1 pseudogene is annotated in these 207 nt (G+C 45.9%); it reads left to right on the top strand.

What is annotated here, in order from left to right:
- Positions 1-207 (top strand): annotated as a pseudogene (locus Q0997_RS20465) (hypothetical protein); the annotation flags it as partial.

The following is a 207-nucleotide window of genomic DNA, read 5'->3' as shown; positions in this document are numbered from 1 at the left end:
GCCAGCATATGATACAGATGGCGATGGTGTTAGTAACCATTTAGACTTAGATGCAGATAATGATGGTATTTACGATATAGTAGAGACAGGAGGGACCGATGCAGATAACGATGGTATAGCCGATGGTACACCAGATCCAGTCACAGGAATCCCAAGTAGTGCAGGCACAGGTGTAGGAATGCCAACAGATACTGATGGTAACGTCGG

Origin of the sequence: uncultured Lacinutrix sp., from assembly GCF_947500325.1 — a bacterium.
GTDB lineage: Bacteria > Bacteroidota > Bacteroidia > Flavobacteriales > Flavobacteriaceae > Lacinutrix.
Note: the sequence above shows the minus strand (reverse complement) of the source record. Positions and strands in the feature narration are given on the sequence as shown.